This is a genomic window from Rhizorhabdus phycosphaerae, from assembly GCF_011044255.1.
Taxonomy (GTDB): domain Bacteria; phylum Pseudomonadota; class Alphaproteobacteria; order Sphingomonadales; family Sphingomonadaceae; genus Rhizorhabdus; species Rhizorhabdus phycosphaerae.
In genome coordinates this window covers 1,187,886-1,212,188 of record NZ_CP049107.1, presented here as the reverse complement: position 1 = coordinate 1,212,188, position 24,303 = coordinate 1,187,886, and the positions used below count along the sequence as shown (strand labels likewise).

Sequence of the window (24,303 nt, the reverse complement as noted above, 5' to 3'; positions counted from 1 at the left end):
CCTCTCTACACTATTGTCAGCACAGTGTTTTCGGAGAGGATATCTCATGGATCGTCGTAGGTTCATCGCTTCGGCTGGCGTCGCTGCCGTCATCGCTGGGCTCCGCTCTGGTGGCGCGTCTGCCGCCACCGCAGGCCCCGCCGCGGCAGACGACGCGAAGCTGAATGCCCTGTTCGACGAGATTTTCGTCGAGGCGCTCGACAGCTCGCCGGAATTCTGCACTGCGCTGGGTTTCGACAAGGGGGCCCGCGCCGGTGCGAAGCGCCGCCTCGACGACAATAGCGACGAAGAGATGCGTCGCGACCTGGCGCGTACGAAGCGGCGCCTGGCCCAGCTGGAAGCCTTTCCTGCCGCAAATCTGTCCGAAGCCGCAGCGCTCAATCGCGAGATCGTCCTCTATTCCCTGCGCAATGCCACGGTCGCGCCTGAGCGCTTTGGCATCGACAGCGTCATCCGGCCCTATCGGATATTCCAGCAGGGCGGGGCCTATTTCAGCGTTCCCGACTTCCTCAACGACGCGCATGTGATCGCGGATCGCACAGATTGCGAAGCCTATCTGGCGCGCCTCGACGCCTTCGGTCCCGTTCTCGACGTGGACACTCAAGTCCAGCGCGCGCGGTCCGAGCGGGGTTTCACCGCGCCGGATTTCTCGGTGGACCTCACGCTCGGGCAGCTTCGCAAGCTGCGTGACGTGCCTGCGGACCAGAGTCCGCTCGTTCGCTCCCTCCAGCGCCGGGCGACCGAAAAGGGCATCGAGGGCGATTTCGCGACCGTCGCGGCCCGTCTGGTGGAGCAGCGCATCTACCCGGCGCTTGATCGCCAGATCGCCTTGATGACCGACTTGCGGCGGACGACGCGCCCCGGTGCGGGCGTCTGGCGCCTTCCGGACGGGGAGGCACTCTATGCGGCCGCATTGGCACAGGCGACGACCACCAGCTTCTCCCCCGACGAGGTTCACCGCATGGGCCTCGAACAGGTGGCGGAGATCAGCGCGGAGCTCGACGCGATCCTCAAATCGCAAGGCTTTACCCAGGGCGGGGTCGGCGAACGCCTGACGGCCCTCAACAAGGATCCGAAACAGCTCTACGCCAATGACGCTGCCGGGCGCGCGGCCCTGATCGCATCGCTCAACGAGGGCGTACAAGGCATGTATGCGAAGCTCGGTCGCTATTTCTCACATGTGCCGACGGCGGCGCTGGAGATCCGCGCGGTGCCGGTGGAGATACAGGACGGCGCATCCAACGGCTATTACAAGCGCGCGACCCTCGATGGCTCCCGTCCTGCCATCTATTTCATCAACCTGAAGGATGTCGGCGACTGGCCGAAATATACGCTTCCTGCGCTGACCTACCATGAGGGTGTGCCAGGCCACCATCTGCAGATCAGTCTTGCCCAGGAATCGAAGGACATTCCGACGCTGCGCAAGATCAGTTTCTTCGGTGCCTATAGCGAGGGATGGGCGCTCTATGCCGAACAGCTCGCCGATGAGCTCGGCGGCTATGCCGACCCGGTGGAGCGCGCCGGTTATCTCCAGTCCTTCTTGTTCCGAGCGGCCCGCCTGGTCGTCGACACGGGGATCCACACGAAGCGCTGGGATCGCGACAGGGCAACCGCCTATATGGTGGAAACGACCGGTTTCGCGGCACCACGGTCACAGCGTGAAGTCGAGCGTTATTGCACCCAGCCCGGCCAGGCCTGTTCGTACAAGGTCGGGCACATGGCCTGGGTGCGGGCGCGGGAAAAGGCGGAGAAGCTGCTGGGCGACCGCTTCGACATCCGTCAGTTCCACGACGTCCTCAAGAACGGCGCGATGCCGCTGACGGTCATGGAGCAGCTGGTGGACCGCCGGAGTCAGGCCGGCCTGGCGCGCTGACGGGGAAAGCGGGGGGCCTGGATCAGCCTGAGCCCTTCGCCGTTGCGGCGCGGGCTCAGGCGAGGGCTGCCGACGCCGAGCGGCGGCGGCGCAGGCATTGGCCGATCAGCCCGAAGCCGAGGATGAACATCGCCCAGCTGGCCGGCTCGGGTGCGGTGCTGACGACGGCGGTGCCGACCGTCAGATTGTCGAACTCGAACCCGCCGCCCCCATTCTGGATGAGCTGGATTCGATTGAAGGCGCTGTCGCTGGCGAAGTTGAAGAAGGCATAAAGCTCGCCGCCATTGCCGCCGCCGAAGGGGTTCCCATAGTAGCTGTTGCTGAACGTCGGATCGCCCTGCAGCACCGACTGGAGCGAGTAGCTGCCCAGCAGGTTGTCATCATTATACAGGGCAACGGTGTTGTTGCCGTCCAGGGCCGAACCCCACAGGCCGAAATAGTTTACCGACTGCGACAGCTGGATCGTCGCGGGGCTGCCGTTGATGGTGCCGAACTGCCCTGTACCATTCGCGCCGCCATAGACATTGGCCGAACCGATGTTGATGAACCCCTCGGTGGTCGCGCCGGTGATCGATGTTCCGACGAAGTTGAACGAGGTCGGCCCGTTGGACAGCGCGTCGAGGTTGGCGACGCCGAAGCTGTAGCCGGACAGCCCTGCCGATGCCGAACCGGGCGCGGATACCGATAGAGTGATCGCAGCCTCGGCCGACGTGTGGGCGATAAAGGCTGCAAGTGCCAGGACGGCCATTCTGAACATACGCAACATAACCCCCACCATGCGAACTCCACCGCACGACGCCAGAGGCGTAGCATCAAGCGGGGCGTGGCGATAGAGGGAGCGATCGAGCGGCGGGTGGCAGCGTGGTCAACTCCTGCTATAGGCCGGATATGACCCTGATCGATCTCGACGTCTGGATCGGCAAGACCCTCTTCGTCCCGCCGATCGTGAAATTCTGCCAGGTGACCCGGCAATCTCAATATGCCGTATCGCGCCTGTTCTGGTTCATCACCGCGCTCGACCAGCTGCGGATCGCCACCTCGCTCACGTCGCAGATCATCGCTGGGCTGTTCAGCCTGTTCATGATGTTCACCGCGTCGATGCGCGCCGACATCCCGGCGTTCAGCATGCGCTGGTTCCGGATGCTGGCCCTCGTCATGCTGCTGCTCGACGTAGGATCGAGCATCTTCAGCGGGCAGTGGCGGGGCGTGGAGATCTGGCTGCTGGTACTGTTCGCGGAATATGCGGCGACCATCACCAATGTCCCGCCCGCCGACGAGAAGCGCAAGTCGTCGGTGTTGAAGCCGGATGCAATGAAGCGCTGAGTCGGCAACCCTATGCCGGGTCGAGGGTTGTCTGTCGCGACAGGAGGCTTTCCGATGCAGAAGCTGTTTCTACTGGCGGGGCTGGTCTGTTCCACGCTCGCCTTCCCTGCTTATGCCGATCAGGCGGCGATAACCACCGAACGTCCATTTGCCGACAAACCCTTTAAAGCGCAGGAAATTGCGCGGTTCGACAAGCCCTGGGGGATGGCCTTTCTTCCCGACGGGCGCCTTCTCGTGACGGAAAAGGCGGGCCGGCTGCTGCTGCTGTCGAGCGACGGGCGCCGCCGATCCGAGATCAGCGGAGTGCCGTCGGTGAATTCCGACGGGCAGGGCGCGCTCGGCGCGATTGCCGTCGATCCAGGCTTTGCGCGCAATGGCCTGATCTATTTCACTTATTCCTCTGCGGGCACGCCCAATGGGATCGAACTCCTCCGCGCCAGGCTGGAAGGCAACCGGCTTCTTGATCCGGTGGTTCTGTTCAAGGCGAAGCCCTTGATGACGGGCGGTCACTATGCCGGGCGTATCGCCTTCGATGCCCAGGGCCATCTTTTTCTCTCGCTGGGGGAGAGGCAGAAATTCACGCCCGCGCAGGACCCCAAGGCGACGCTCGGCAAAGTCCTGCGGCTGAACCGCGACGGAAAGCCGGCTGCCGGCAACCCGCTGGCGACGCAAGGCTTCGACGCGGCCGTGTGGAGCTATGGGCATCGCAACCCGCTGGGGCTGGATTTCGATGCCGAGGGACGCCTTTGGGAGGTCGAGATGGGACCCAAGGGTGGCGACGAGATCAATGTTGTCTTGCCCGGCCGCAACTATGGCTGGCCACTGGTATCCAACGGCGACCATTATGATGGGCGCCCCATTCCGGATCATCCCACCCGGCCCGACCTCGAGGCGCCGCGAGTGAGCTGGAACCCCTCCATCTCGCCCTCCGACATGGCGATTTACAAGGGCAAGCTGTTCCCGAACTGGCGGGGCAAGGCGATCATCAGCGCCCTGTCGGGCAAGATGATCGTCGTCGTCGACCTGGGCATGGAACGTTCGGCGGAGGTCGCCCGCTACGCGATGGGCGAGCGCATCCGTGCAATCGCCGAGGCCCCGGACGGAGCGCTATATGTGCTCGAAGACGGCAAAGACGCGAAGCTGTTGCGACTGGTCCCGCTAGGCTGATTTTCGAAGAGGCAGTGCTACCGGAGATAAGGAGAGCGGTGACGCCCCGCCCTGGAGGATGGCGGGGCGGGGCACGCTCAAGCACAAGCCGCCCCCAAGTGCGCGGAATTATGCCCTGCTGACTCCATAGCAAATTGGAGCCATCATCGCGAGCGAGATCATGGCTGCATAAGCACCCGTCGGGCTGTGGTCCGGCGAGAGCCTGTTCACGGAGGCGAGGATCATGGGGGACTTTTTGGCTCCACCGACGGCAGTCCTAAGCGTTGCCGTAACAACGCCGCCCCTAAATACTCGCTTCGCGCTCGGTGCAGCCGAAGCGCCCTATCGTGATACGGTCGATCGGGCGTCGAGCAGGGCGGCCAATGTGGCGATCAGCGTCGCCGCGCGATAGGGTTTTTGCAGGAACAGCACGCCTGCCGTCGCCGAAGCACAATCCTCCTGGCGATGGCCCGACGTCAGCAGGATCGGCATGTCCGGGCAGCGCGCCCTGACATGGGCGGCCAACGCCAGCCCATCCATCGGCCCGGGCATCCGGATGTCGGTGAAGATGGCGTCGATTTGCCGCGCGTCGAGCAGGCGCAGAGCATCCTCGGCATCTTCGGCCTGGACCGCCGTGTAGCCGGCCTCCTCGATCGCTTCCACCGCAAGCAGGCGGACGATCGCTTCGTCGTCGACGACGAGAATAACGGGCGGACGGCCGGAGGCCGCCTCGGTACGCAGGTTTCGCAACTTACTCTTCCACAACAAATGGAAGCCTGTGGATAAACCATTACGCTAGGGAAATCGACTCAGTGTCATTGCGGACATCGCAAGGGACGTAGGCCCTTCACCGCAAACATTTATTGGTACCGGTCGATTAGCCCTTCTTGCCCGGTCGGGGCAAAGCGTGGAGGGCGCCAGCGATGAGCGCGCCCACCGCGAACCCCACCAGCCCGGAGCCCGCAGCTGACAAAAGCCAGCCCACCGCACCGGCTACCGCAGGCAGGGCAGCCGCGCCGACCGAAGCCACATGGTGGATCATGTGAGCGGGCGCTTCCACGCCGAAGGTCTCCAGCCCATGGACGAGGATGCCTCCGCCGACCCAGATCATGGCCGCAGTACCGATGATCGACAGCCAGCGCATGATCACCGGCATCGCCTTGACGAGAGTGCATCCCAGCCGATGTGTGGCGGGCGACTTCGCGAGGTGCAGGCCGATATCGTCCATCTTCACGATCACGGCGACCACGCCATAGACGCCCACCGTGATGGCGATGCCTACCGCAGCCAGGACGGCGGCCATGGTCAGGATCGGCAGCGACGCCACCTCGGCCAGCGCGATCGCCATGATTTCTGCAGAGAGGATCAGGTCGGTTCGGATCGCGCCCGAAACCTGCTGTTTCTCCAAGGTTTCGGCATCGATAGTCGCGAGCCGGTCTTCGTCTTCATGTCCGCCCTTGATGGCTTCGATAACCTTCTCCGCGCCTTCGAAGCACAGATAGGCGCCGCCCAGCATGAGAAGCGGGGTTATCGCCCAAGGGGCGAAACGGCTGAGCAGCAGCGCGACCGGTAGCAGGATGAGCAGCTTATTCCGCAGCGATCCGACCGCGATCTTGCCGATGATCGGCAATTCCCGCTTCGGTGAGAGGCCGGTGACGTAGCTTGGCGTGACCGCGGCATCGTCGACCACCACGCCGACAGCTTTCGATCCCGCCTTACCCGCAGCGGCGCCGACGTCGTCGAGCGAGGCGGCAGCGAGCTTCGTCAGTCCAGCGATATCGTCGAGCAGCGCAACCAACCCCGAAGCCATGTTCGTCCTTTCACTCTGCCTTCGCCGGGCATCCTTAGAGCCAATCGAGAGGCGCACCAGTCCCCTGATCGCCTCACCCGTCCTTTCGTTCCCGCTTGCAACACTCGTCCCGTCTTTGCGTCGACCCTTGAAACGCTCTAAAGCCGGCAAGGTGCAGCGCCGTTCGCGAGATTCCGGACAAGCGACGACGCTCCGGCGGCGGTCGACGATGCCTGTCTGGGTGTCGCTGCTCCTCCGCGTCCTCATCGCCTTCCTGCTTCTGGCCATCGCGCTTGTGGGCCATTGGATCGACCGGGATGGGCTGCGCGACAATGTGGACGGCGTGATCAGCTTTCCCGACGTGCTCTATTTCACGATGATCACGATCACGACGGTGGGCTATGGCGACATCGTACCCGTCACCCAGCAGGCGCGTCTGTTCGACACCTTCGTGGTGACGCCGATCCGCTTGTTCGTTTGGCTGATCTTTCTTGGAACGGCCTATGAGTTTCTGTTCAAGCAAGTCTGGGAGAGATGGCGGATGAACCTGATTCAGCGGGGCTTGCACAACCATGTCGTCGTTGCGGGCTACGGTACGAGCGGGGCCGAGGCGGTCAGCGAGCTCATCCGGCGCGGCACGGACCCTTCGGCGATCGTGGTGATCGATCAGAATGGCAGCAGCCTGAGAGCCGCCGAGAGCAAGGGCGTGAACATCCTCGACGGGGACGCCACGCGCAATGCGACGCTCGAGGCGGTTCACGTGCAGCGGGCCCGCTCGATCATCGTCTCGGCGGGCCGCGACGATACCTCGATCCTGATCGTGCTGACGGCGCGCGGGCTCGCCCCGGATGTGCCGATCAGCGTCGTGATCCGGTCGGAGGACAATGAGGCGCTGGCACGGCAGGCGGGCGCCGGGACCGTGATCAATCCCGCAAGCTTCGCCGGCCTGCTGTTGGCCGGATCGACCCATGGTCCCCATATCGCCGATTATATGGCGGACCTGGCCAATGCCGACGGGCGCGTCACCCTGCGTGAGCGGGCTGTCGAAGGAAGCGAGATCGGCCAGCCGCTGTCCGGGATCGGTACCGGCCTCGGCCTGCGGATTTACCGCGATGATCGAGCCTTCGGTTTCTGGGAACCGGAGACGGCCCAGTTGCAGAGCGGAGACCAGATCGTCGAGGTCGTCCCCCGGACCGGTCCGCGCTACGACGGTGCTGCCGGCAGATGACGTCCGCCGCGCCGCTCGCGCCGGAAGCGCCGAAAGCCTGATTCAGGCGATGGCCATGGCGACCGCTTCCGCGACCTTGATCCCATCGACCGCGGCCGACAGGATGCCGCCGGCATAGCCAGCGCCCTCACCGGCGGGGAAAAGTCCGGCGACATTGAGGCTCTGGAAGTCCTTGCCTCTCGTGATCCGGATCGGGCTGGACGTACGCGTCTCAACGCCCGTCATGATGGCATCGGGATGATCGTAGCGCGCGATCTGCCGGCCGAATATCGGCAGCGCCTCGCGAAAGGCCTCGATCACGAAATCGGGCAGGCACTCCGACAGGTCGGTCAGCTTCACGCCCGGCTTGTAGGATGGGAGGACTTCGCCGAACTCGGTCGACGGCCGTTGCGCCAGCAGGTCGCCGACCTTCTGGCCGGGCGCGTCATAGTTGGAGCCGCCGGCGACAAAGGCCATTTCCTCGAGCCGGCGCTGCAACGCGATGCCGGCGAGCGGATGGCCGGGATAGTCCCGCTCGGGTGAGATGCCGACGACGAGGCCGGAGTTGGCGTTGAACTCCTTGCGCGAATATTGGCTCATCCCGTTTGTCACCACGCGGCCGACCTCGGAGGTTGCGGCGACCACGCGGCCGCCGGGGCACATGCAGAAGCTGTAGACGGTGCGGCCGTTGGAGCAGTGGTGGGAGAGGGCATAGGCGGCTGCACCCAGGTCAGGGTGCCCCGCGCAGGTGCCGAAGCGGGCTCTGTCGATCCAGCTCTGCGGATGTTCGATGCGGACACCGATCGAGAAGGGCTTGGCTTCGATATGGACGCCGCGCTCGTAAAGCGCCTCGAACGTGTCGCGCGAGCTGTGCCCCACCGCGAGGACGACGTGGCGCGTGGCAAGATATTCGCCACCGTCGAGATGCAGGCCCTGCAACTGGCCGTCTTTGATATCGAAGTCGACGACCCGCTCACCGAACCGATATTCGCCGCCGAGGTCTTCTATCGTGGCACGCATATTCTCGACCATCGAGACGAGCCGGAAAGTGCCGATATGCGGGTGCGCCTCGGTCAGGATCTCCTCGGGGGCGCCGGCTTTAACGAACTCCGTCAGGACCTTGCGGCCGAGATGGCGCGGATCCTTGATCTGGCTGTACAGCTTTCCGTCGGAAAATGTCCCCGCCCCACCTTCGCCGAACTGGACGTTCGATTCCGGCGTCAGCACGCTCCGTCGCCACAGACCCCAGGTATCCTTGGTCCGTTCGCGGACGATCTTGCCGCGCTCGAGGATGATCGGGCGGTAACCCATCTGCGCGAGGATAAGACCGGCGAAGAGGCCACAGGGGCCAGCGCCGATCACCACCGGGCGGGGCGCATTCGCCGGGGCCTGTCGGACCGGACGATAGTCGGTGTCCGGGGTCGGGCGGACATGGCTGTCTCCGGCGAAGCGGGCAAGCACGGCCACTTCATCGGTCAGGGTCACGTCGACCGAATAGACCATCTGAATGGCGGACTTGCGGCGAGCGTCGTTGGCGCGCCGGGCAATGGTCCAGCCGAGCATTTCGTCCGGCGCAATGCCGAGCCGTTGGAGGATCGCAGCGGGCAGCGCTTCGGCCGGATGGTCCAGCGGCAGCTTCAGTTCGGATATGCGGAGCATGCTGCGCCTTTACGTGGCCTGCGGCGTCACGGCAACGGCGGAGGGGGCAGAGGCGGCGTCAGTCGGCGGATCGCCAGAAGCGCTTGACATCGAGCAGCCGGGTCACATTCTTCCGGGCGCGGGACAGGCGCTTGCGGCGCCATCCGGGACGCCTGACGACCTCCGCCCAGGGGATGTTCCATTGCGCGGCCAGATGACCGGCATCGGTCTCGTCGTTCAGTTCGCCCAGAAGGTCCTGAATGTCCTCCAGCGCGGAGAGCATGTCCTCCATCCGGGTCCGCGCCTTGCGGCCTGGGTAGAGGGCAACGAAGAACTCCGTCGCATAGCGGAGTTTCTTGGCGTCCTTGCGCAACTGGTGGAGCTCTTCCGGGCCATGCTTGGCGAGGGACTTGCCTCGGCGCTTGATGCGCTTGCGCAGCCTGTCGAGCCGTTCGGCGGCGAAGACGGGGAGTGCGCCCGACACGGATCCGGCTTCGCCCGAGCGCCAGCCGCCCACCGTAAGCCATTCCACCAGCTCCAGCGGCAGAAGACGCGCGCGGGCGCTGTCGAGGGTTTCGCCCAGTGTCGCGACGGCCTCCGCCCTGATGGCCGTCAGGCGCATGCGCTCCGCTTCGCCCAGTCGGGGCAGCAGCACGTCGATCTCGCGCAGCGGGCTCCATTGCGCCGTGAGCCACCGCAGGTCCTCGATGAACTGCGCAGTTCGCGGGTCGTCACGCAGCAGGGGCGAGAAAATCCAGAAAGCACTGCGCAGGCGCCTGAGCGCAATACGTGCCTGATGGACAGGCCCTGCCGCACCCTGTGCGAGGAAGCGGCTCTCGTTGAGTCGATATTGGCGGAGGCAGGACGCCGCGATCGCCGCGAAGGCCTCGGACGGCGTCATGTCTCGGGACAGCCTGACCGGATCGGCCCGGACGGCACCGTCCAGCTTGTGGTCGATCAGCCGAAAGCCGCGATCCGATTTGGATTCCACGCCGAGCCGCACCTTGCAGCGCTCAGCGATCGCTCGGGCGAGGGTGAACAAGGCGGACGCATCGCCCTCGACGAGCTCCAGTTCGATCTCGCACAGCGGCAGCTCACGCTCGCCCGCCAAAACGGCGCCGCTGTCGCACGCTATTTCGATGCGCGCACCGAGCTGATCGCACCGGCCGACACGGCGATCCACGTCGGTGGTGAACAAGGGGCCTATGCGCTCGATAACATCGGGTCCGAACAGCGTGCCGATCGGACCGGCGTCCTCCCCCAGCGACAGCTGGTGTTCGGCAAGAGCCTTTTCCCATTCGCCGCGGGCGAACAGTCCGGTCGACGGTCCTGAGGCGGCCTTCACCGTCTGGACGAGGTCGCCGTCCTCCGAGCGGATGCGCAGCACGAAACCCTCGCTCGCGAGCCTTCGCTCCGGCGTGTCGAAATAGGTCGCGCGCAAATGCTGCCTGCCCCAGACGGCGACCGGGATGGGAGAGCCACGATCGACCAGTGTGTCGCAGTCCGAGATTTCGCATTCGAGCTTGAGCTCGAGCTCGAAGGCCGTGCCGGTCATGTGCGGGACCCCTTATACCGTCGCCTTGTACCAAGCGCGCGGCCGATTGTCATGGCATTGCTATCGATCAAAGCGGCGGATGCGCGGCAGCGAGTGCTTCGCCGCGCTTTCCGGGGCGCGGTCGATGCGCGGCGAGGCAGGCCAGAACGCCCATCACCAGCAGCAGGAAAGCGGCAGTTTCGGGCAGCGTCGGAAGCCGCCCTTCCCACAGACAGGCATAGATGATCGCGAACAGGGTCTCGAACAGGATCATCTGGCCGACGAGGGTGAGCGGGAGAAGGCGGCTCATCCGGTTCCACAGGGCATTGCCGATGATCGACGCGAAGATGGCGATGCCGGCGGACACGAGGGCGAGGCGCATCCATGAAGAGGCGTCATGCGACGTGTCTTCGAGCAGTGGCAACAGCGGCACCATGAGCAGGGCGATGCCGCCGGTGACGACGCCCGTGAGCAGCGACCAGTCATGCTCGCTGACATGCTCGAGCCGGTTCAGCCAGCGGGCATTGCCTACCGCAAAGCAGGTCCACGACAAGAGCGCGCCGATGGCGGCGAGTAGCCCGAGCAGACGTGTGGCGCCTGCCGCGCCATCGGCCGGAAGCATCGCTTCCCAGCCGATGCAGGCGGCGCCCGCGACGCAGAGCAGAAGCGAAGGGATGAGGCGTGTCAGGGGAACCGCACCTTTGTCGCGGCTGCCGATGATGGTGATCGTCACGGGCAGGAAGCCGACGACCAGCGAACTCAGCGCGATGCCGGCCATCTGCACGGCGGAAGCCAGCAAGACATAATAGACGACATTGCCGGCAAGCGCGAGCCACAGCAGGCCGAACCATTCGTGGCGGCCGAGATGCGGGCGGAGCCGGTTCCAGCGCGGTGCGATCAGCAGCAATGCGATCCCACCATAGAAAAGGTAGCGCGCTACCGATTGCTGGAGCGGGCCGAAATCGCCACAGAATTCCGGCGCGACGAAAACGAGACCCCATAGCGCACCCGCGGCAACGCCATAGAGCGTGCCGGTGAGGGTAGAACCGGCGATCAAGGCGCGGAACGTGCCGGCTGGCGCTTCGCCATCATGCGAAAGGATCGTCGATCGATGCCGGCGGTCTGGAGAACCAGCGAGGCCCGTCCGGGGTCATGTAGAAGCAATCCTCGATCCTGACACCGAAGGCCCCCGGTATGTAGATGCCGGGCTCGTTCGAGAAGCACATGCCGGGAGCGAGCGGGGTGGTCTCGCCATGAACGAGGTTGACCGGCTCGTGGACGTCCATGCCGATGCCATGGCCCGTGCGATGCGAGGTGCCCGGCAGCTTATAGCCCGGGCCATAGCCGAGCTTTTCATAATGGCGCCGCACGGCGTCGTCGACCGAACCGGCGGGCGCGCCGACATTTGCGGCCTGCATCGCGATCTCCTGACCGCTGCGCACCTGATCGAACAAAAGGCGCTGCCGCTTGTCGGCGGGGCTGCCGAAGACCATGGTCCGTGAAATGTCGGCCTGATAGCCATGGATACTCAGCCCGGCGTCGAACAGGATGATCTCCCCGTCGGCGACGCGGCGCGGCGTGGCCGATCCATGCGGATAGGCGCTGGACTCGCCGATCAACACCAGCCCCTCATCGGCAGTGGCGCCCAGCGCGCGCACCGTCGCGAGGAGCATCGTGCGCAGATCCTGCTGGCTCATACCGCGTTCGATCTGGGGAGCGATGTGGCGATAGGCGGCGACCTGCACATCGGCGGCCAACTGCATCAGGGCGACCTCGGCCGGCGACTTGATCATGCGGCAACCGCGCACGACCGGATTGGCGGAGACGATCTGCACGTCGGGCGAGGCCTGCCGCAGGCCGTTTACCGCGAAGAAGCGGACCGTTTCCTCAACTCCGATAGTCGCCTTGTCGAGCTTCCGCTCGCGCAGGAAGCCGGCGATGAGGGCGCTGGGGCTTTCATCTTCCTGCCACACGCGCACGTCCGCCGGCACGGCCAGGCTCTCGCGGATTGATGGCTCCTCGAAGGCGGGGGTGACGACGAGGATATCGCCATCGGCCGGGATTAGGGCGGCGGTCAGCCTTTCGCTTCGCCACCAGTCGATCCCGGTGAAGTAGAGCAGCGAGGATCCGGCTTCTACGAGGATCGCGCCGATGCCCTGGGCCTGCATGAGACGCTGCGCCTTGGCGAGACGGGCGCGATGCTCCTCCGGCTGGATCGGCCTCACATTGCCGGTCATCGGCGCCAGACCCTTGGCTGCATCTTTCGCCCAGGCGGGGAGGGTGACCATCGAAGACAGGCCAAGCAGCCCGGATCCGAACAGGAATTGACGACGATTGGCGCGCAGCTGCATGCTTACCCCCTTGAAAACACAGCGGTCATAGCGAGCCACGAGGATCAAGGCGAGGGCGCGCGGCGCCTCCGCTGCAGCGGCGCAGCGTCAGGGTGCTTCGCTATGGCCTATGCTGTCGCGGACCCGGCCATATTGGCCACCCCAATCATCGGTCATGGCGACCCGCACGTCCCACAGCTCGGGGAAGAAGCGGTGCTTCGCGCCGGCCTGCAGCAGGTCGACCGAGCGACCCTTCAGCGACGCCGCGCCCATGCCGATCGACCGGTGGATTAGGAAAAGATGGTGCCAGCGGAACTTGCCGAACAGTTCGTCGAACTCGATCAGCGCCTCCGCCACCGCATAGGCGGCGTCGTGGCGATAATCCTCATCATAGATCGAGCGGACCGTGCGCCCCTCGGCGACCAGGTAGCGCTGCTCGAAGCTGCGCCATAGCTCGGGCACCAACTTGAGCAGGATGCGGAAGCCCGGGGATTCCTGCCCGCTGCCATTGCCGAGCTGCAGACGTATTTCCTGATATTCCTTGGGTGACATGGTTTCCAGCAGGTCGAGCTGGTCGGTCATCAGCCGCATGATCCGGTGGCAGCGCCCGAGCAGTGTGACCACGCGGTGCGTTTCGCCCGCCTTGAGATAGTCGTCCACGTCCAGCAGCGTGTAGGCCATGAGCTTCATCCAGAGCTCCTCGACCTGATGGACGACCTGAAACTGAAGCTCGTCGCGATTGCACAGTTCGTCGAAGGGCTTCTGGCAGGCCAGCAGTGAACCGGTCTTCAGATAAAGTTCGTAATCGAGCGCCTCGGGCGCCTGCATGAGCGCATAATATTTCTCGCGGTCCATCGCATCGTCCCCTCATCCGGTAGCCACGCCAGTGTAGCATCCGAGGTCCGGGACATTGTCCGCATAATCCTCCTTCATTTCGCGGGCTGGAGAACGATGGTGCTTTCAATGCGCCGCTCGGCCACCTACCGTCCTCTCGAACCGGTGATTCGAAGATTGGATCGAAATGGCCCTGGATCAGGTTGATCATCGTCTGCTGGCGGCGCTGGAGGGCGATGCAAGGCTGTCTTTCTCGAGCCTGGGCGAGATGGTCGGTCTGTCCAAGACACCGTGCTGGAAACGCGTCCAGGCGCTCGAGCAGGCGGGCGCGATCCGGGGCTATCATGCCGCGCTCGACGCTGCTGCGCTCGGCCTGGGAACGGCGGCGTTTGTCAGGATCAGCGTGCGGTTCGACAAGCATGCCGAGTTCGAGAAGGCCGTGCGGGCCCATCCGATGATCCTGTCCTGCCATGCGACCGTCGGCGATACCGATTATCTGGCGCACATCCTGGCCCGCGACATGACCGACCTCGACGAATTCCTGAGATCCGAGCTCTGGCGGCTTCCGGGCGTGGAGCGCTTCACCACCACCATCGCGATGCGCGAGATCAAGACCGCCGGTTCGCTGGCGGCCAACGCGGCGAGAAAAAGATGAGCGATCTGCGCGGACTCTATCCCGAGATAGAGCCTTATGAGACGGGGCTGCTCGACGTCGGTGACGGGCATAATATCTATTTCGAGCGGGTCGGCACCCGGGGCGGGAAGCCGGCGGTGTTCCTGCACGGCGGACCTGGTTCGGGCTGCTCGTCCGACCATCGCAGGCTGTTCGACCCCGAACGTTATGACGTGCTGTTGTTCGACCAGCGCGGCTGCGGTCGATCGACCCCCCATGCCAGCCTGCACGCCAATACGACCTGGCATCTCGTCGAGGACATCGAACGGCTGCGGATCATGGTCGGGGTCGATCGGTGGATGGTGTTCGGCGGCAGCTGGGGCTCCACGCTAGCCCTCGCTTATGCGCAGCGATTTCCCGCGCGCGTCAGCGAGCTCGTCCTGCGCGGGGTGTATACGGCCACGCCGGAGGAAATACGCTGGTATTATCAGCTGGGCGTCTCGCAGATGTTCCCGGACAAGTGGGAGGGCTTCCTCGCGCCTATTCCCGAACAGGAGCGGGGCGATCTGGTCGCGGCCTATAATCGCCGGCTCACCGGCGACGATCCCGTCGAACAGCTGAAAGCGGCACGTGCCTGGAGCCGGTGGGAAGGGCAGACGATCACGCTTATGCCCAGTCCGGCGCTCGACGCGCAGCATGGCGACGATCATTTCGCGATCGCCTTTGCCCGGATCGAGAACCATTATTTTCACAATGATTGCTGGCTCGAGCCGGGTCAGCTGCTGCGCGATGCGGGACGGTTGCGGGGCATTCCGGGTCTGATCGTCCATGGCCGCTACGATATGCCCTGTCCCGCGCGCTACGCATGGGCGCTGCACAAGGCCTGGTCCGACGCGGATTTCCATCTCGTCGAGGGCGCCGGACATGCCTATTCGGAGCCGGGCATATTGGACAAGCTGATCAGGGCAACCGACGGCTTCGCGAACAAGGAGAGGGAATGAACGCTTTTCTGCGGCGCAAGCCGATCGGCGGGGGAGCACCGCGCGCGGATCGGCTGCCACCGACATTGTCATGGCCGCATCTCGTCGCGCTCGGTGTCGGCGCGATCGTGGGAACCGGAATCCTGACGCTGATCGGTGTCGGCGCGGACCGGGCGGGCCCTTCGGTCCTGCTGTCCTTCGGCATAGCGGGCGCGGTCTGCGCCTGCGCCGCGCTGGCCTATGCCGAACTGGCGGCCATGCTTCCCGCCTCGGGCAGCGCCTATAGCTACAGCTACTCTGCCCTCGGCGAGATTTTCGCCTGGGTCGTCGGATGGAGCCTGATCCTCGAATATTCGCTGGTCGTGTCGACCGTCGCGGTCGGCTGGTCTGGCTATGCCTCTCCGCTGCTGGGAGGATTGGGATTTCCCATGGCCCTGACCCAGGGGCCGGAAATGGGTGGCATCATCAATCTGCCGGCCATCTTCATCATTGCCGTGGTGACGGGACTGCTGCTGCTGGGCACGCATGAGAGTGCGCGGGTCAACACCATATTGGTCATCGTCAAGATCGCGACATTGTCACTGTTCGTCGCCGTAGCCCTGCCGCAGTTCGATGCGGCCAACCTCACGCCCTTCATGCCCTATGGTTTCGGGGCATCGCCCGGGCCCGATGGCATCCAGCGCGGCGTGATGGCGGCCGCAGCGATCATCTTCTTCGCCTTCTACGGCTTCGACGCGATATCGACCGCGGCCGAGGAGACCAAGCGCCCCGAGCGCGATCTCGCGATCGGGATCGTGGGGTCGATGCTGGCCTGCACGGTGATCTACGTCCTGGTGGCCGCTGCCGCGATCGGGGCGGTTCCGTTCAAGGGCTTCGCCGACAGCCCCGAGCCGCTTGCCCTCATCTTGCGCGAGCTTGGCCGCCCCGGCGTTGCCCGCACGGTTGCAACCGCGGCGGTCATCGCGCTGCCGACAGTGCTGCTGGCCTTCCTCTACGGGCAGAGTCGGATCTTCCTGGCCATGGCGCGGGATGGTTTCCTGCCCGCCTCGCTCGCCAAGATATCGAAGCGGGGAACCCCGGCGCGCATCACCACCGCAACGGCGATCCTCGTCGCCGTTCTCGCGGGGCTGCTGCCGATCGGCGAGATCGCCGCGCTGGCCAATGCGGGGACGCTGATCGCGTTCATGGCCGTGGGCGCCTGCCTGATCGTCCTGCGTCGCCGTAGCCCGGACCTGAAGCGCCCGTTCCGAACCCCGGCCGGGCAATTGGTGGGCCTCGGAGCGGTGCTGGGATGCCTTTACCTGTTCATCAGCCTGCCGCTGCAGACCCTGCTCTGGTGCCTTGCCTGGAACGCGGTGGGGCTGCTGATCTATCTCGTCTACGCGCGTCACCACAGCCTTCTCGCGCGTGGCGAGCAAGAAGCGGGAAGCGCCTGAGCCGAACCATCTGCCAGTCATAGCCGCATGGACGATCCGACCGGCTATGACTGGCATGCAATAGCGAAGACGCTCGATGCGCGCGGTTGGGCGAGGTTGCCGAAACTGCTCGATCCGGCGCACTGCATTGCGCTTGCGGCCCTGTACGACGAGGGGCGGCTTTTCCGTTCGACGGTGACGATGGAGCGGCACGGCTTCGGCAGGGGCGAGTATCGATATTTCGCCTATCCGCTCCCGTCCGCCATCGCGGCCCTGCGAACCGCGCTGTATCGCCAGCTGGCACCCGTGGCCAATGGCTGGGCCGCTGCCGAGGGGCGGGGCGAGCGCTATCCGGCGGAACATGAGGCTTATCTGGAACGCTGTCGGGCCATGGGGCAGGATCGACCGACGCCGCTGCTCCTCCGCTATGCGGCGGGCGATTTCAATCGTCTCCATCAGGACGTCTATGGCGCGGAAAGCTTTCCACTGCAGGTCGCAATCCTGCTGTCGCAGCCCGAAGAGCATTTTACCGGCGGCCAGTTCATTCTGACCGAGCAACGCCCGCGGATGCAATCGCGCGTGGAGAGCGTCGCGCTGCGGCAGGGGGACGGCGTAGTCTTCGCTGTTTCACATCGCCCCGTCGCCGGAAGCAGGGGGTATTATCGGGCGAATATGCGGCATGGAGTCACTACCGTCGAAAGCGGGTGCCGATCCTGCCTGGGCATAATCTTCCACGACGCCGCCTGAACGGGCTCAGCGAAATCCCATCGGCTCCGCCGAAGCAAGGGCCCGCCTGCCTTCCGTCAGCAAGATGTCGAGCTTCGCCGAGGGGAGACCCGAATCGAAGGCGAGGCCGAAGCGGCTGCCCTTGACCCAGGCGGTGCGGCCGAGCAGCTCGTTGCCCTTGCACACGACCCACACGATCTCGCCGGGGTCTGGCGGATCGTCGGCATGAACGAGTGCGCCCTTGCGCGACAGATCCAGTATGTGGATCGGCATTGGTCTGCCATTGGCCAGCAGGGTCGCCTTCAGATAAACCCTGGTACGCGCATCCTGTCGCGCGTCAGGCCGTCCTCGGAACCCCAGAGCGGTGGCTAAAGACATGGTACGCATTCCTTACGCGCCGCCCGAAAGCCATGGCGGCATGTAAGGAGGTAGCTCCCGCCCGGTAGCAGCGGGTTAGTGTAACTGGTGAATGGCGCGCTAACGCTTTTTCAACTTATGGCTCACATCAGCGCCAGCGCCGCGAGGGCGGCGACCAGCAGTCCCGACATCAATATCCAGACGGCCCATCGTTGCGCAGGGCGCCGTTGCACGGGGATAAGAGCGCCCACCTCTTCGGGATGATCGACGGCTGGCCGATCGGCGGCGTCGACCTTCACTATATCGGCGATGGCCGAGGCGAGGGCGGGGCATTCCACCGCCAGGCGATGGCTGCTCGCGGCCGCCATGCCCAGTTCCTCGATACTCAGGGGGCTGCCAAAGCGACATCCGGCGCGGTTATCGGCGATCCACATGACCTCGGCTTCGCGCCATCCGACCAGTGGAACCTCGAGTATGATCTGCGCGCCGGGGACGAGGCCGCCGGCATTGGATGCCATCAGCCCTTCCTGGGAAATATCGGTGAGCGTAATGCCATCGATGCAATCCCCATCAGGGCGGGCGCCGTCGAGCGTCATGCGAAGCCGCGCCTGCTGATGGATGGCGACACGGCGTTTCTGACGACGCTCGGCAGGAAAGGAGTCGAAGCTGTTCATAGGGCTCCCTGGGTCGGCGAGGTTAAGGCGCCAGCCCCCGATGTCGCCATATGAAACTAGTTTATCCCCGGTTTTGCGCCGACTCGGGTGTTTCCCCTAGCTGGAAAGCGAGAAGGCAGGTGCACCGACGCCCATCTGTCGGACGTCGGAAGCCTTGCTATTGGCAGCGGATGCCGGCTGCGGCATTGCTGCACATATGAGTGCCGACCCAGCCGCCGACGTCGAGACGCAGTCCTCCTCGCCGCTGCGCATACCGATCTTCCGGGCGATCTGGCTGTCTTCCATGGCGTCCAATTTCGGCGGGTTGATCCAGTCGGTCGGGGCGGCGTGGATGATGACGTCGCTGTCGGGTTCGCCCAAGATGATCGCGCTCGTCCAGACATCGACGGTGCTGCCCTTCATGCTGCTGTCGCTGCTGGCGGGCGCGGTTGCGGACAATCTCGACCGGCGCAAGGTGATGCTCGTTGCCCAAGGGGCGATGCTGGCCCTGTCGGCGCTGCTCGCCTTTTTTGCGTGGCGGGGCTGGCTCGATCCGTGGCTCTTGCTGGGCTTCACCTTCCTGATCGGGTGCGGGACTGCGATGGCCGGACCGGCCTGGCAGGCGACCGTAGGTGACATCGTTCCAAGGGCGCTGCTGCCCAAAGCCGTGGCGCTCAATTCGACCGCGTTCAACCTGGCTCGGACGGCGGGGCCGGCGCTGGGCGGTGCGATCGTAGCAGCGGCGGGCGCAGCGGCTACCTTCCTTATCAACAGCCTGTCCTATCTGGGCCTGATCGTCGTCCTGCTGCGCTGGCGTCGCCCCGTGGCGGAACGGGTGCTGCCGCCGGAGGGCCTGTTGGTCGCGATGGGAGCGGGGCTCCGCTATGTCGCAATGTCGCCAAATCTGCGGGTGGTGGTCATGCGCGCCACCCTGTTCGGGCTTACGGCCAATGCGGTCTCCGCCCTGATGCCGCTGATCGCCCGCGACCTCGTTCAGGGCGGAGCGCTGACCTTCGGTTCGCTGCTCGGCGCCTTCGGTGTCGGCGCGGTGTTCGGCGGGCTGGGTTCGGGCTATCTGCGCAGTCATGCGTCGACCGAGACGATCGCCCGGATAGCCTCGGTCGGGCTCGCCATAGGTACCGCCGTTACGGCGGTGAGCGGAATGCTCCCGCTGACCTTCGCTGCGCTCATGCTCAGCGGGGCGAGCTGGGTTCTGGCGCTGTCGACCTTCAACATCTCGGTCCAGCTTGCCTCGCCGCGCTGGGTCGTGGCGCGGGCTCTGTCGGTCTATCAGATGATGGCTTTCGGCGGCATGGCGGTCGGGGCATGGCTGCTTGGGCTGATCGCAGAGCAACATGGGGTGATGCTCAGCCTGCTGCTGGCAGCGGGCGGGCAGGGTGTGGTGCTTTTGTTCGGCATCTTGTCGCCGCTGCCGCAGGTCGAAAACGTCAATCTCGATCCGTTGAGCCAGTGGCGCGAGCCGGATGTCGCCTTGCCGATCGAACCACGCAGCGGCCCGGTTGTGGTGACGATCGAGTATCGCATCGCCGACGGCGACATCGCACCATTTCTCGCGGCGATGACCGAACGGCGGCGGATAAGAAGGCGGGACGGCGCGCGCGGCTGGTCGCTGCTGCGCGATCTCAACGAACCGCAGCTCTGGGTCGAGCGCTACCATGTCGCCACCTGGTACGACTATATCCGGCACAACCAGCGTCGGACGCAGGCCGATGCAGAAAATAGCGCCCTGCTGTCCGGCCTGCAGCAGGCAGACATTCCGATCCGGGTCCATCGGATGATCGAGCGGCAGACCGGCTCGCTGCCTCATGCGCGGCGTCATGATCCCGTTACTATGGATGCGCGGATGAACGACCCCGCAGCGTGAAATCTATTCAGCTCTTCGATCGCAGAAGAGCTGCCTCGCGCTCGTACATCTCCAGTATCTTCAAATGAAGAAGACGCGCGGTCTCGCTCTGTGCCTGCTCTGCGGCAAGACGAGCACGCTCGATGCGCTGCGCATAATGCGTCAGTTTTGAATCGTTTATTTCTATCATCGCCCTGGAACCGTTGGAGGTCCTTCAACAGTCCCAATATCAGTATTGGCCAACAACGGCGGTAAACAAAGGTAAACTCGCCACTTTGGTCACCCATTGTTCAGCTTCGCCGCTATAAGCCTTGGACAACAGGGCGTTTTCGGTAACAGCAAGCAGAGATTCTGAAGTGCCCATCACGGATATTCATCAGCTCCGACGCGAAGCGGAGAAGGCGCGAATCCTGGCGAACAACGCCTTCACCGAGGGTGAGCGGCAACAGCTGCAGGACGTCGCATCCAGTCTGGAACGGGAAGCGACGCTGATCGAGCTGGAAGCCAGGCGCCAGTCTGTTCGCTGGCAGGCCGGAGAGCAGCGCGCGTGACGCCTTGCCCTTCAGGCGGTGATCGGCATCGAAATCTCGATATGGTATCCAAACCAGCGTCATTGATTCAAATATCACGCAGTTCTGCCCTGAATGCCGCCTTTTCTGTGTACAGAGTGATGATCACTGCTTAGCTTCTCTCCTCTTCAGAAGGGAGCGGCTCATGAAGCTAGAGGGTCAGGCGGTTCTGGTTACGGGTGCCCAGCAGGGCATTGGCCGGGCGATAGCGATAGCGTTCGCGGAAGCGGGCGCGGATGTCGCCATCAACTATTATGACGATCGGGAGGCTGCCGAGGAGGTCGCGTCGGTCGTCCGCGCGGCAGGCAGAGAGGCCGTGCTGATCCAGGGCGATGTCGCCGACTGCGCCACGCATGCGGCATTGGTCGCGGAGGCGGTGCAGGGCCTGGGGCGGCTCGACCATCTGGTCAACAATGCCGGCATTTATCCCCGAGCATCCTTGCTGGAGATGTCGTCCGAGACCTGGGACCGTACGCTAGATACCAATCTCAAGGCCAGTTGCTTCATGGCGCAGGCGTTCGGTCGCTATATGATCGAGGCTGGTCGAAGCGGCTCGATCGTCAACATGGCGTCGCTCGCTGCGCAGGGCTGGCCGAATTCCTCGGCCTATACCAGCTCAAAGGGCGGCATCATCGCGCTGACCCGCACCCTGGCGATGGAACTCGCTGACCATGGTGTGCGGGTGAACTGCATCTCGCCTGGAGTGATCGACACGGCGCAGCCGCGCGGCGGCTATAGCGAGGAGCAGCTTGCGGAACTGGTCAAGGGCACCTTGGCCAAGCGCATGGGCACCGCAGCGGAAGTGGCGAGCGTCGCACTGTTTCTCGCCAGCGATGCGTCGAGCTTCGTCAACGGGCAGAATATCCACGTCAACGGTGGGGTGTTCATGGCCTGAAGGATGCGGGGTGGCCGTGGCCACCCCGTTCCAGAAGTCAGGCGGCTTCGGACGTCACGAGCTCGACTGCAGCGTCATAGCTTTCGGCGAGCTTGCCGGCCTCGAGCGCGAGCTCTTCGCGCTCCTGATGGACGATCCGCAGGACATTGGCGAGGAAGGTCTGGCGCCAGGCGTCGCGTTCCTCCCGGACGTCCACGTCGGGAATGTAGGCGGCGATATCGGCCCGCGTCACCGGGGCGCCCTTTTCCATGAGGCGCTGCATCGTATCGATCTGGTCGTGCATCACCGCGACTTCCCCGGCGAGGGCCATGGTGATCGCCAGGACCTTGTCTATCGCCGGATCCTGGAAATATTGCGGCCGCTCGCCCTTGGCCTTCTTGCGCAGTTCGATGGTGGTATCGGTCATGTCGTGCTCCGTGGATGCTGGGTGAGGGCGGGGATCAGGCGGCCTTGCGGACGCCCCATACCCACCACGCGCCACCACCGCCGAAGTCGCCGCCCTGGAAGACCCGGGTGCGGCGCGCCTCCTCAGCTTCGAAGGCGCTCGGCTGATAGGCTTCGAAGGCGAGCGCCGGGTCGAAGCCGGTTTCGGCTGCGACCTCGGCGGCTTTCAGTTCGTGGCTGGCGCCCCAATATGGCTCGTTGTTGTTGCGCGTGTCCCAGTCGAGCATGAAGGCGTCGTAGAGCGGCAGGTCGCGGTAGGGCGGCGTTTCCGCATGGACAACGAGCCCGCCCGGCGCGAGCAGGCGGTTGGCCTCGCGCATGATCCGACGGATCGCGACATGGCTCGTCTCATGGACGAGGATGTGGCTTACGATCAGGTCGAAATGACCGTCGGGGAAGTCGGTCGATTCCGCATTTTGCTGGCTGAAATGGACGGTCTTGCCGAGCGTGCGGGCGCGAGCATGAGCATAGCGGAGCATCGGCGCGCCGACGTCGATGCCGTAGACTTCCGCCTCTGGGAAGGCATCGCAATAAGGCAGGGTCGAGTGGCCGACCGAGCAGCCCATGTCGAGGATGCGGCGCGGGCGGAAATCGGGATGATTGGCCTTGATCCAGGCGATCGTCGTGTCGCCGATGTCCGAGTTGAACGGGCCCATCCGTCCCATGGCATAGATGTAGACAGCCCGGTCATAGGTCGCGCCATTGGCGACGTCGTCGGTGGTGAACTCCGAATGATAGCCGCCCGGCATGCAGTGGATGTCGACGGCGCTGTGATAGCGCGGGGTTTCAAGAGCCGGATCGAGGCGCAGGGTGCCGCCGGTGTCGGGAAGCTCCGCCTGGCTGGCTTCGATCAGATCGGGAAGCTGTCGCTCAACCGAAAGCTGGACCGACTTCCACATCATCTCCTGGCTGTTGCGCTGGAGGGCGCTCCAGAAGTTGAAATAGGGTTCTTCGGCCATGGCCTTTCGCACGTCGTGGATGGTTTCCGGCGCGCGCTTGGCGGTTCGTTCGAAACGGGGCTTGGCGCGTGCTTCGAAGGCGTCCTTGTTGCCCGGCGACACCTGGCTCGCGAGGTGAAATTTAAGGCTCTTCACGAACTCCTGGCGCGCGAACTCTTCGGCGCTGGTTTCCGGCAGCATGGCATGGCGGTACTGCGTCTTCAGGTCGATGTCTTCGGTCATGGCAGGGTCTCCGCACGGGGTGACTTGGTTGTGAAAGGGCGACTCGCTATCCCTGATTTTGCATGCAAAATACTGGGCATTTCGGCGTGATGGTCAAGCACGGGCTGGGATTGGCAGAAGTTTGTCACGGTTCGCAGGCCGAAAAAAATGCCGCGAACTCCCTGGCCACCGCTTCGGTGTCGAGGTCGGGCTCGAAATTGGCGCCCTCGATCGGCATCACCCGGGCATCCGGCCGGAGCGAAATGGCCCGGTCAAGATAGGCTGCCAGGACATCCGTGGGGGCTGCTCCGATCATGATGGGGCAGGACAGCGCCACATAGGCGGCGGTGAAGTCATAGTCCCAGACCGCGCGGTAGGACTGGACGCGGCCCCACCAGGCCCGCAGTTGATCCGACATCTCGCGGTGGATCAGCATAGGATCGGCATGCGCACCGAGGTTGCGCAGATATTCCCAGTTATCGAGCAGATAGGCGCCGCTGACGACGGGTTTGAAGGGCGTCCCGAAATGGTGGGAGAATTCGACGCGCTCCTCGGCGGTCAAAGGCACGGGTCCTATCAGGCTGATGCTGGCGATGCGGTCGGGCGCGAGGCTGGCGAGTTCGACCGCGATACAGGCGCCGGTGTGATGGCCGGCAAGGTGGAGGCGATCGATGTCCAGCGCGTCGAGCGTCTCCAGGAACCAGCGAGCATAGTCGCCGATCGCAGGCGAGGCGTCCTGCGGCGGATCGAAGGAGCCGCCGAAGCCGGGCGTGTCGAGGGCGTAAAGCGCGCGCGAGCCGGCCAGTGCCCGCATGACCTTGTGCCACATCTTCCCCGAACTGGCCGTCTGGTGAAGGAAGACGGCTGGCGTGCCCGCGCCCTCCACATGCGAGAGGTGGATCTGCCCGGCCGAGCAGTCGACATAGGCTTTGCGGATGATGTCGTTCATGGCG

The 24,303-nt window shown here is 64.5% G+C and carries 24 protein-coding genes; 11 read left to right on the top strand and 13 right to left on the bottom strand.

Annotation, left to right across the window (positions count from 1 at the left end):
• The first annotated feature begins 46 nt into the window (after nucleotides 1-46).
• Nucleotides 47-1,873, top strand: coding sequence for a DUF885 domain-containing protein (locus G6P88_RS05560; RefSeq protein ID WP_165322256.1), 1,827 nt, complete (start codon nucleotides 47-49; stop codon nucleotides 1,871-1,873).
• Between the two features lie 55 nt (nucleotides 1,874-1,928).
• Here the strand turns inward: G6P88_RS05560 and G6P88_RS05555 are convergent, their stop codons facing one another.
• Nucleotides 1,929-2,621: an Npun_F0296 family exosortase-dependent surface protein gene (locus tag G6P88_RS05555; RefSeq protein WP_206335872.1), complete on the bottom strand. Its 693-nt coding sequence runs from the start codon at nucleotides 2,619-2,621 to the stop codon at nucleotides 1,929-1,931.
• A gap of 140 nt (nucleotides 2,622-2,761) precedes the next feature.
• On the opposite strand from G6P88_RS05555, the gene G6P88_RS05550 reads away from it, so the two are divergent.
• Nucleotides 2,762-3,196 (top strand): hypothetical protein, encoded by a 435-nt coding sequence (locus tag G6P88_RS05550; protein ID WP_165322254.1) that lies wholly within the window; start codon nucleotides 2,762-2,764, stop codon nucleotides 3,194-3,196.
• 54 nt (nucleotides 3,197-3,250) lie between these two features.
• Nucleotides 3,251-4,363 (top strand): PQQ-dependent sugar dehydrogenase, encoded by a 1,113-nt coding sequence (locus tag G6P88_RS05545; protein ID WP_165322253.1) that lies wholly within the window; start codon nucleotides 3,251-3,253, stop codon nucleotides 4,361-4,363.
• A gap of 321 nt (nucleotides 4,364-4,684) precedes the next feature.
• On the opposite strand, the gene G6P88_RS05540 is transcribed toward G6P88_RS05545, so the two are convergent.
• Together G6P88_RS05540 and G6P88_RS05535 are read right to left on the bottom strand one after the other, a co-directional pair.
• Nucleotides 4,685-5,092, bottom strand: a complete 408-nt coding sequence (locus G6P88_RS05540; RefSeq protein ID WP_226946732.1) for a response regulator — start codon at nucleotides 5,090-5,092, stop codon at nucleotides 4,685-4,687.
• 127 nt (nucleotides 5,093-5,219) lie between these two features.
• Nucleotides 5,220-6,152 (bottom strand): DUF808 domain-containing protein, encoded by a 933-nt coding sequence (locus tag G6P88_RS05535; RefSeq protein ID WP_165322252.1) that lies wholly within the window; start codon nucleotides 6,150-6,152, stop codon nucleotides 5,220-5,222.
• 208 nt (nucleotides 6,153-6,360) lie between these two features.
• On the opposite strand from G6P88_RS05535, the gene G6P88_RS05530 reads away from it, so the two are divergent.
• Nucleotides 6,361-7,359, top strand: coding sequence for a potassium channel family protein (locus G6P88_RS05530; protein WP_165322251.1), 999 nt, complete (start codon nucleotides 6,361-6,363; stop codon nucleotides 7,357-7,359).
• Nucleotides 7,360-7,401: 42 nt separating this feature from the next.
• On the opposite strand, the gene G6P88_RS05525 is transcribed toward G6P88_RS05530, so the two are convergent.
• From G6P88_RS05525 to G6P88_RS05505, 5 genes are all read right to left on the bottom strand, one after another.
• Nucleotides 7,402-8,997 (bottom strand): NAD(P)/FAD-dependent oxidoreductase, encoded by a 1,596-nt coding sequence (locus G6P88_RS05525; protein WP_165322250.1) that lies wholly within the window; start codon nucleotides 8,995-8,997, stop codon nucleotides 7,402-7,404.
• Between the two features lie 58 nt (nucleotides 8,998-9,055).
• Nucleotides 9,056-10,531: a CYTH and CHAD domain-containing protein gene (locus G6P88_RS05520; protein WP_165322249.1), complete on the bottom strand. Its 1,476-nt coding sequence runs from the start codon at nucleotides 10,529-10,531 to the stop codon at nucleotides 9,056-9,058.
• 67 nt (nucleotides 10,532-10,598) lie between these two features.
• Complete coding sequence (locus G6P88_RS05515) at nucleotides 10,599-11,567, bottom strand: DMT family transporter (protein WP_206335871.1); 969 nt, start codon at nucleotides 11,565-11,567, stop codon at nucleotides 10,599-10,601.
• 31 nt (nucleotides 11,568-11,598) lie between these two features.
• Complete coding sequence (locus G6P88_RS05510; RefSeq protein WP_165322248.1) at nucleotides 11,599-12,861, bottom strand: M24 family metallopeptidase; 1,263 nt, start codon at nucleotides 12,859-12,861, stop codon at nucleotides 11,599-11,601.
• 87 nt (nucleotides 12,862-12,948) lie between these two features.
• Nucleotides 12,949-13,695: a tryptophan 2,3-dioxygenase family protein gene (locus tag G6P88_RS05505; protein WP_165322247.1), complete on the bottom strand. Its 747-nt coding sequence runs from the start codon at nucleotides 13,693-13,695 to the stop codon at nucleotides 12,949-12,951.
• Between the two features lie 166 nt (nucleotides 13,696-13,861).
• On the opposite strand from G6P88_RS05505, the gene G6P88_RS05500 reads away from it, so the two are divergent.
• From G6P88_RS05500 to G6P88_RS05485, 4 genes are read left to right on the top strand one after another with little or no spacing between them, the layout of a single operon-like run.
• Nucleotides 13,862-14,329, top strand: coding sequence for an Lrp/AsnC family transcriptional regulator (locus tag G6P88_RS05500; RefSeq protein WP_165322246.1), 468 nt, complete (start codon nucleotides 13,862-13,864; stop codon nucleotides 14,327-14,329).
• A complete protein-coding gene (pip, locus tag G6P88_RS05495; protein WP_165322245.1) occupies nucleotides 14,326-15,288 on the top strand; it encodes a prolyl aminopeptidase in 963 nt (320 codons plus the stop codon). Before G6P88_RS05500 ends, pip begins: the two co-directional genes overlap by 4 nt.
• Entirely contained in the window at nucleotides 15,285-16,703 is a 1,419-nt protein-coding gene (locus G6P88_RS05490; protein WP_165322244.1) for an amino acid permease, read from the top strand. The genes pip and G6P88_RS05490 overlap by 4 nt, the downstream gene beginning before the upstream one ends.
• A 27-nt stretch (nucleotides 16,704-16,730) precedes the next feature.
• On the top strand, nucleotides 16,731-17,429 hold the full coding sequence (locus G6P88_RS05485) for a 2OG-Fe(II) oxygenase (protein ID WP_165322243.1): 699 nt from the start codon (nucleotides 16,731-16,733) through the stop codon (nucleotides 17,427-17,429).
• A 6-nt stretch (nucleotides 17,430-17,435) separates the two neighbouring features.
• Here the strand turns inward: G6P88_RS05485 and G6P88_RS05480 are convergent, their stop codons facing one another.
• Nucleotides 17,436-17,786: a PilZ domain-containing protein gene (locus tag G6P88_RS05480; protein WP_165322242.1), complete on the bottom strand. Its 351-nt coding sequence runs from the start codon at nucleotides 17,784-17,786 to the stop codon at nucleotides 17,436-17,438.
• Nucleotides 17,787-17,908: 122 nt separating this feature from the next.
• Nucleotides 17,909-18,439, bottom strand: coding sequence for a PilZ domain-containing protein (locus tag G6P88_RS05475; RefSeq protein ID WP_165322241.1), 531 nt, complete (start codon nucleotides 18,437-18,439; stop codon nucleotides 17,909-17,911).
• A gap of 196 nt (nucleotides 18,440-18,635) precedes the next feature.
• On the opposite strand from G6P88_RS05475, the gene G6P88_RS05470 reads away from it, so the two are divergent.
• From G6P88_RS05470 to G6P88_RS05460, 3 genes are all read left to right on the top strand, one after another.
• Complete coding sequence (locus tag G6P88_RS05470; protein WP_165322239.1) at nucleotides 18,636-20,303, top strand: MFS transporter; 1,668 nt, start codon at nucleotides 18,636-18,638, stop codon at nucleotides 20,301-20,303.
• 335 nt (nucleotides 20,304-20,638) lie between these two features.
• Entirely contained in the window at nucleotides 20,639-20,833 is a 195-nt protein-coding gene (locus G6P88_RS05465) for a hypothetical protein (RefSeq protein ID WP_165322237.1), read from the top strand.
• A 163-nt stretch (nucleotides 20,834-20,996) separates the two neighbouring features.
• Entirely contained in the window at nucleotides 20,997-21,746 is a 750-nt protein-coding gene (locus tag G6P88_RS05460) for an SDR family NAD(P)-dependent oxidoreductase (protein WP_165322235.1), read from the top strand.
• A 37-nt stretch (nucleotides 21,747-21,783) separates the two neighbouring features.
• Here the strand turns inward: G6P88_RS05460 and G6P88_RS05455 are convergent, their stop codons facing one another.
• From G6P88_RS05455 to G6P88_RS05445, 3 genes are all read right to left on the bottom strand, one after another.
• Nucleotides 21,784-22,152: a hypothetical protein gene (locus tag G6P88_RS05455; RefSeq protein ID WP_165322233.1), complete on the bottom strand. Its 369-nt coding sequence runs from the start codon at nucleotides 22,150-22,152 to the stop codon at nucleotides 21,784-21,786.
• Nucleotides 22,153-22,186: 34 nt separating this feature from the next.
• Nucleotides 22,187-23,371 carry a class I SAM-dependent methyltransferase gene (locus G6P88_RS05450; protein WP_165322231.1) on the bottom strand — a complete coding sequence of 395 codons (1,185 nt, stop codon included), beginning with the start codon at nucleotides 23,369-23,371 and terminating at the stop codon, nucleotides 22,187-22,189.
• Between the two features lie 124 nt (nucleotides 23,372-23,495).
• Nucleotides 23,496-24,299, bottom strand: coding sequence for an alpha/beta fold hydrolase (locus G6P88_RS05445; protein WP_165322229.1), 804 nt, complete (start codon nucleotides 24,297-24,299; stop codon nucleotides 23,496-23,498).
• Nucleotides 24,300-24,303 lie beyond the last annotated feature (4 nt).